Annotated in this window: 8 protein-coding genes; 1 reads left to right on the top strand and 7 read right to left on the bottom strand. The window is 59.6% G+C overall.

Features of this window, described 5'->3' with window-relative positions:
• Positions 1 to 1,124, top strand: a 1,124-nt coding sequence (locus OXG98_07460; GenBank protein MCY3771840.1) for a hypothetical protein, incomplete at its 5' end; no start/stop codon positions are given.
• Between the two features lie 23 nt (positions 1,125 to 1,147).
• Here the strand turns inward: OXG98_07460 and OXG98_07455 are convergent.
• The 7 genes from OXG98_07455 to OXG98_07425 form a co-directional block, all read right to left on the bottom strand.
• A complete protein-coding gene (locus OXG98_07455; protein MCY3771839.1) occupies positions 1,148 to 2,236 on the bottom strand; it encodes a HigA family addiction module antitoxin in 1,089 nt (362 codons plus the stop codon).
• Between the two features lie 18 nt (positions 2,237 to 2,254).
• On the bottom strand, positions 2,255 to 2,587 hold the full coding sequence (locus OXG98_07450) for a killer suppression protein HigA (protein MCY3771838.1): 333 nt from the start codon (positions 2,585 to 2,587) through the stop codon (positions 2,255 to 2,257).
• A gap of 151 nt (positions 2,588 to 2,738) precedes the next feature.
• A complete protein-coding gene (locus OXG98_07445) occupies positions 2,739 to 3,341 on the bottom strand; it encodes a prolyl oligopeptidase family serine peptidase (GenBank protein MCY3771837.1) in 603 nt (200 codons plus the stop codon).
• A 143-nt stretch (positions 3,342 to 3,484) separates the two neighbouring features.
• Positions 3,485 to 3,880: a hypothetical protein gene (locus tag OXG98_07440; GenBank protein ID MCY3771836.1), complete on the bottom strand. Its 396-nt coding sequence runs from the start codon at positions 3,878 to 3,880 to the stop codon at positions 3,485 to 3,487.
• 111 nt (positions 3,881 to 3,991) lie between these two features.
• Positions 3,992 to 5,062: a polysaccharide deacetylase family protein gene (locus OXG98_07435; protein MCY3771835.1), complete on the bottom strand. Its 1,071-nt coding sequence runs from the start codon at positions 5,060 to 5,062 to the stop codon at positions 3,992 to 3,994.
• Between the two features lie 50 nt (positions 5,063 to 5,112).
• A complete protein-coding gene (locus OXG98_07430; GenBank protein MCY3771834.1) occupies positions 5,113 to 5,907 on the bottom strand; it encodes a cysteine hydrolase family protein in 795 nt (264 codons plus the stop codon).
• A partial coding sequence (locus OXG98_07425; GenBank protein MCY3771833.1) for a DegT/DnrJ/EryC1/StrS family aminotransferase occupies positions 5,904 to 7,148 on the bottom strand: 1,245 nt, incomplete at its 5' end. The genes OXG98_07430 and OXG98_07425, both read right to left, overlap by 4 nt.

Here is a 7,148-nt window from a genome sequence, read left to right as displayed (position 1 = left end):
GGCTGCGCGTCTCCTCCCGGCGAACCGAGCACGAATACTGGATATCACGAGGGGGCCATCCGATCATTCTCGTGGCGCTGAGGCGCCGTCCGCGCGGCGTGCGGGTTGTCAGCGTTGGTTGTCCGCATGTCAGGTTGCGTGGCGGCGACGCCCTGCAATACGAGGCGAAACCCTGGTTCCGCGCCAACGGAGGGCGCCTGCGTCTTCGTTTCCGTTTGCGGGATCGCGGGAGCGGCCCTGGAAACGCGAGCGGCGCCCGGGTTCTGTTCAATGCCGGGAACGGAGTCGGAGGGGTTCTCGGGACGGGGGTCAACACCTTCGCCCTCGTCGTCGATACGGACGGGCGTTTGCATTTCAGTGTGCAAAGCCAGAACAGCAACCTGGTTACCGTGCACGCGCCGGGTACGGTAGAAGCAGGAGTGTGGCACGAAGCTCAAATCGCCTGGGACGGCTTCAACCGGCGCGGCGGCAAGCCGTGGATGGAGATCGCCCTCGATGGCAAGTCGAGCCGCCTGGACGACCCGGCGGTCTTCGGCGAGATGGGACGGGACACGCAGGGACTCGCTTCGCGGGAGGAACCGCGCACGTTCTACGTCAGGCCCAATACCGCCCTGGCCTTTGGCGGCTCGGTACAGACCCCCGGCGTCTCCAAGGACTGCGATCTCGCCCGGATCGACCTTCACTGTCCGGGCCGTCACCGGCTGATCGTGGATCCGGCCGTAGGCCTGGGTCCAGAGACCGGTAGCGGTGAGTTGGCCTACAAGCTGAATCCCGTGGATCTGCGCGAACTGGGGGCAGACCGTGCCCGTCTGGGTGCGGGATCGCATGTGGTGGACGTGATTTCGGTCGCAGGCAGGGACCTTCGACTACGGAAGGAGGAGGTGCCCTACGCGCCTTCCGGACTCGCCGCCGGCAGTCTCGTCAGCTTTCTTCCGGATGCTACCGAAGCATCGACACGCTTAGTGGCGGGTACGGACGACGAAGTCCTGGTCCTGGCTTTCTGTGACCGTTCCTCGATGGTTCGGATAACCCGGGAGAGCGACCTGTTCAGGATGAGCGCGGGCGGCCGTGAGCATTCATTTGAGGTTTCCCGGCGGGGTGGTGCGATTTTACGTCCGTGCTGAGGATCTCTCGACAGCGGAAGCAATCACGCCCAGTCGTATCTGACCTTCAAACCGTTCAATTGCCTGTGGGTAATGATTCCGTCGTGCTGCAACCGTCCGACGACAATACCCGGTGGTATTCCGACCTCCCTGGCGAATTGGCTGACCTCTGCCCTCGAACTGGCGAGGGTTCTGAGTAGGTCGTAATACCGCGGTGGAATCAATAGATCCGCGGCAAACCGATTCGCCTCCGCTTCTTCCTTTCCGTCTCCGTTTTGATTTAACTCCAGGAACATCAGTTTCTTGCGATGCAGCAGGATATGGGCTGCTTCGTGAAAGAAGGTGAACCAGAGATGGTCATTGGTTTTGTATCGTAAGTTTAACATTAACAGCGCTTTGTTCGGAGCGAGCCAGCGTGTTGCGCCGCTGGCGGGACATCCCTTGGGTGTGGGCGCAAACACCACTGCAATTCCGGCATCGGCGCACAGTTTCTGCATACGTGGCACAAAGACATCGGGGTCCGGTTCGAGCGTAAGAGCGCGAAGTGATTCCAGATTTGTATTGAAGACTTCCCTTGAGAAATCATTGCATTCCAATGAGGACGCCTGGATTTCTCCGTTGCGCAGCCAGGTTGCGATAGAACCGAAAGCTTTAGTGGCGCTATCCGACATGCGATAGGCTGTTTGTCCCAGGCCAGCCGACCAGTTTCGCCACGCATCGACCGATCCCACACCAAAAAACCGCAAACAATCGGACACGGTCTGTGCTTTATCTCGATAGGTTCCTATCCATCCCGCCTTGCGCATATGTGAAATGGGCAGCTCGTCCAACCAACTCACGTCATCACGCAGTTGCTCGATCGCTTGCTGATCGGCAAGAGCCGCCCGGTATCCAGCCTCACGATTCAACCAGAAACCGACTGTACTGCCCAGTACTCGTGCCAGTTTTATGGCGTTTGCATCCGAGATCGTAGCCTTTCCGGTTATCAGTTCATTCACATGCTTGCGCGACACACCCAGTCGGTCTGCCAACTCGGCTTGCGTCCAGTTGCGCTCTTCAAGCAGATCCGCTATGGTGCTTCCGGGTGGCGAGATCCAGTCTCGCTTTAAGGATTCTACCCTTGTTTTGCCCATTGAAATCCCTCCTTGTATTCAGGTACTGTGATAGTCGCCGATCTCAACGATTCGAACCGCTGTTACGTTACCCCAGTCGATCCCCCGATCCTCAAGCCTCGGAAGCGGATTGTGTTCCGGTCGGAACACCAGTCTCTGGGCTCCATGCAGCCTGAGAGAGAAATCACCCTCCCGGTCTCCTTTCAAGGGATGCGGTGAGCCCGCGATCAGTTCGGTCACATCGTGCACGGCTTCAATATCCGCGAGTCGAGACTGAAGTTTTCTGGCTCCTTGATCACCTAGTTTCCGTTTCGCATAGTTTGACCTGTTGCACAGTTTCTCCAGTTCCCTGTTCGCGAATGTTATCTCCATATGCGACAATATAAAACAATTTACCTATATCGTTAACACTTTTTTATGGAAGGGTGTTTTCGATGAGATTCGAGTTCACCAGCAGGAGGACTTTGTTGCTTGGAAGCGGGAGTAAGGGGGGTGGTCAAGTCCTGAATGAGGTATGTATTCCTTAATCCTTCTGTCGCTGTTTTGCCAACCATTCCCACAGTTCTGGATCGCCGTACGCATTTTCCCATGCCTCCACGTGGCCTGCTTCAGGATATATGGTAAAGCGGACGTCGCCTCCGGCTTCCTCGAGCGCATCAACCATCTCCTGGGATCGCTGGAGCGGCACGGCCGTATCTTTCGCGCCATGAAAGACCCAGGTCGGAATCTCCTTCATCAGCGGCGCTTTCTCGGGCTCCCCGCCCCCACAGATGGGAACGGCTGCGGCGAACAGGTCCGGATAGGTGTATGCCAGTCCCCATGACCCGTATCCACCCATACTCAGACCAGTCACGTAGATCCGGGACGTATCGATGCGATGGGTTTCGATGACTTCATTGATCAGCGCATGGAGCGTTTCTATGGACCACCACACACCCTCAGGACACTGCGGCGAAATGACCACGAATGGGAAATCCCTCCCTTGCGCGATCATTTTCGGTGGACCGTGAATCTTTACTAGCTCAAGATCGTCTCCTCGCTCGCCGGCACCGTGCAGGAAAAGGAGCAACGGCCATTCCTCTTCGTTCGTTACGTAGGCCGATGGTAAATACAGGAGGTAATTCATCTCAGTAGCTTCTCCATCGCTGGTGAGTGTCAGACGCGTTACAGCCTGTCGCTCCGGGGACCGGGCTTCGCAGGTTTGGACGTTCCACAACAGGCAGCAGAAAGCCACCAGGCTGAGACTACGCCGGTTCACCATCGATTTCCTCACTTTCTGCACGGTCGTCCAAAGTAAAGGATGTATCCATCATTGTCGCGCAACTCAAAACCCCTTAGCCCATCCTCAGTATCCCCCAGATCCTTATGAAACGTTATATCGGCCTCACTAAACTCCTCAGCAAGCGCATCGGGATTCTCTACGCTGACAAACGCGTCCCAGCGTGCCCAGGGGTGACGGGAACTGTTCGGTTGTGGGTTTATATCTTCGGCGATCGCCTTCAAGAAGATCTGCGTTTCGTCTCGACCAACGATAGCAAAAAACGGATCTACTTCTGGTGCCTGATACCGGATTTCGAATCCTAATTGCCTGTAAAACGCGACCGAAGGGGCCAGTTCGTCTACGATAAAAAACGGCGATACTTTACCCAGTATTGCACTCGACATCTTCTTCCCTACATGGAAAGTCGCTTCAGAATATGCTTGCCATCGCTGAATCCAACGCAGTCGGGAAAGTGTGTTGGGTTAAAATCAGAACTTCTGATCGGAGTGTCACCGTCATAGGCGCTGGGTGGTGCGCAGCTCTATCATGGTACCTTCTTTCACTTGCGTCGTAACCCGTAGCACGCCGGGCCGAACCACCTCTGCTGCCAGTTCCTGCCCGTCCACCACCACGCGGGGATCGCGGCACCAGGCCGGCGGTACCCGGGCTTCCATGGTCAGACTACGATACGGAACCTGTTCGGGCAATCCCGGCAGGCTGATTCGAAAGCGTTGCACTTCGGTTGCACCGCCCGCGGCTCTATCACTTCCATCTCCTCTTGTCCCATCACCCCTGTCTCCCCTGGCGTCGCCACCGCGCACAGTCTCGATCCGGGCGTGTCGCCGCATCAGGTGGTAACTGAGCGCTTCCTCCGGCACCGCGCACCAGACCGCGTCGCTCCCTTCGGACAACACCGTTTCAAGGCGCTGCCTGAGTTGGGCTTCGGAGCAATCCTTGTTGGGGTGAACGGCAGTATCCAGCGGGCAGTGGCAGTAGTCGATGAGCCAGCCCTGCACGGCCTGGGCCTGGCGGATGTTTCGGAAAGGGTCGAAGGCGCTGTAAAAAGGCGGGTAGTAGTGGTCGTGCAGTGGTGTGCGGTTGATCCAGAAGAGCTCGTCCCCGGGTAGATTGAGCGCGTCCGTTATGCTCATGGCACCAACGTAGCCGGAATTGCGGCAGGCTTCGAGGACGTGGTCGGCCATGTTGGTATTGTCACCGGGCGAACAGTACAGGATGACCGCCTCGCCGAGGGCTTCCTCGAGTACTTCTTTGGCGTGGCAGATCTCCCGGTCCACCGTATCCGGCGTGATGATCTCGTGGCTCCATGAGTGGTTTCCCACGCCCCAGCCACGTGCGAGCAGGTCGCGTAACTCCTCCCCGTTCATGTGGCGATACCCGTTGAAACTGGAGTTGCCGATCTTGCGGATCTCGCCCATCTGGCCGACGACGACTTCGACGTGGCCTGGGATGCCGTATTCATCGTGCATGGGAATAGCGAAGCGGTGCAGGTCGGCCAGTGCCTCGTCGTAGGTGATCGAGTAAACCCAGCGTTTTCCGTACTTCCACGGACAGATGTCCAGACTCATTAAAGGTCGCCTTTCTTTGGCCCTATCGCTACTCGCCTTTCATCTCGTCGCTAATCGCCATTCGATGTGTCGACGGCCTGCTTGAACTGGGCGAAAGTACAGCCGTGGCCGAGGGTCCACTCGAAGATGTGGAGACCATAATTGGTCGCCAACCGCTGCGGAAAGGTGTCCGGCGACTCGACGCCGACGGTCGCGTCCCGCATGACCACGCAACGGTACCCGCGCGCCAGCATGTGCCGTGCGCCGCCCTCGGCGCCGAGCAGGCACATGTCGGTCGCGAACCCCATGTAGATGAGCGTCTCGATGCCGCGTCCGCGCAGGTATTCGTCCAGCTTGTCGGAGTAGAACACGAGAGGCTCGTCCCCGACCGGAGACACGATTTCGGCGCGCCGCATCTCCGCCAGGGGCGAGCGCTCCATGTAGTCGACGCCGTGGGCCCGTTCGAACAACTCCTGTCTTACCGGGTGAACGGATGCCGCCGCGTCTGACCGGCGTGATTCGATGTGGGGGTACTTTCGGTCCATCCAGTCCGTCTCGACGTGACAGACCGTCATCCCGATGGTACGGGCGAGATCCATGGCCGGCCGGATGACCTCGGCCATGATGCGGGCGGCCTCCTCCGTCGGCTGGGGCCAGCCCATACCGACGCAGTAGTCAGCGTCCGTATCCGGTCCGTCGGGGCAGCCGATGTTCCAGCAATGCAGGCCGACCAGGGCGGTCTTTTCCACGGGCAGTGAAAGGGTGACTTCTTCGTATCCCGCACGGTCCGTAGGCACGGAACGGTAGTAACGGGCGGCGAGTCGAAGCGTTTTCTCCACCGAGTGATCTCCGTCGTTCTCGCTCATCGCCGGTTCTCCTCCGCGACACGGCGTATGATCGCGGCCGCCTGTTCGCAGTGGCGGGGCTCGTACTTATCGCAGAACGAGCTCCAGCGGATGAAGCGCTCCAGTATCTCATAGGCGTTAGGACAGCTTTCCGCGTCGTAGCGGTAGGTGCAGGATGCGGGAGGTTGCGAGTACGGAAAGCGCTGTTTCTTTGCGGCCTCGTTAAGAAAGGGCAGGGCGACCGGCAGCAGGTAGTAGCGCATCGGGCTCGCCCCGGGGATGCCGGCCGCCGCTACCTGGGTGCCGAATTCCTCCACGTCGCACCGGAACTGTTCCGGATCGACGGTGAATCCCGCCATCCAGCAGGAGTACACTTCGGTTTCCGGCGGGATCGGCAACGCCGTGATGCCCGGAATCTCATCGAGGAGCGCGCTCAACAGGCGGATCATGCGATCGCGCTTTTCCACCTGCGGCTGAATGATCTCCAGCTGGGCGAGACTGATCGCCGCAGTGGACTGGGTCATGCGATGGGCGAAGCCGTTCACCGTGTGTACGCGCCCGAAGTGCTCCACCATCTCTCCGGCGCGGCTGTGGCCGACGAACCGTGCCCGTTCGGCCAGCGCATCGTCGTCGGTGAGGATGCAGCCGCCCACGTCGGAACCCATGGTCTTCTCCGCGTCGAATGAAAAGCCGCCGGCCGTCGCCAGAGTGCCGGCGTAGCGGCCCTTGTAGCGGCCGAAGACCGCCTGGCAGGCATCCTCGTAGACCACCAGACCGTGGCGTGCGGCGACTTCGTTGATGCTATCCATATCGCAGATCAGACCGCTCAAGTGCACGACGAGAATCGCCCGGGTGCGTTCGGAGATACACGCCTCGATGGTCTCGGCGCTTACGTTGATCGTGCCCGGAGCGGTATCAGCGAAAACGGGAATATAACCGGCGCTGATCAGGCCCTGGACGGTGCCGAAGTCGCTGACCGAACTGACGACGATCTCGTCGCCCGGTTCAAAGTCGAAGGCCGCGGCCAGCACGGCCAGAGCCGGCGTGCATCCGGGCGTGGCGATGCAGTGGGCGGCGCCGTTGGCCTCGGCAAAGGCCCGTTCGAACCTCCCCACCATGTCGCAGGTGAGACCGGAATCTACCACCTCCGCCAGGTACTCCTTGGCCCGCGGGCCGATCTCCCGGGGAAAAGGCTGCGGCAGCGGTCCACCGAAATCCTGCTGGGTGGCGGCCCCGTATCGCGCGTGCTCGCGCGGTTGGCC

The sequence above is a fragment of the Gemmatimonadota bacterium genome, from assembly GCA_026706345.1.
Lineage (GTDB): Bacteria > JAAXHH01 > JAAXHH01 > JAAXHH01 > JAAXHH01 > JAAXHH01.
The sequence above is the reverse complement of the archived record's forward strand: the minus strand, read 5'-3'. Positions and strand labels throughout refer to the sequence as shown.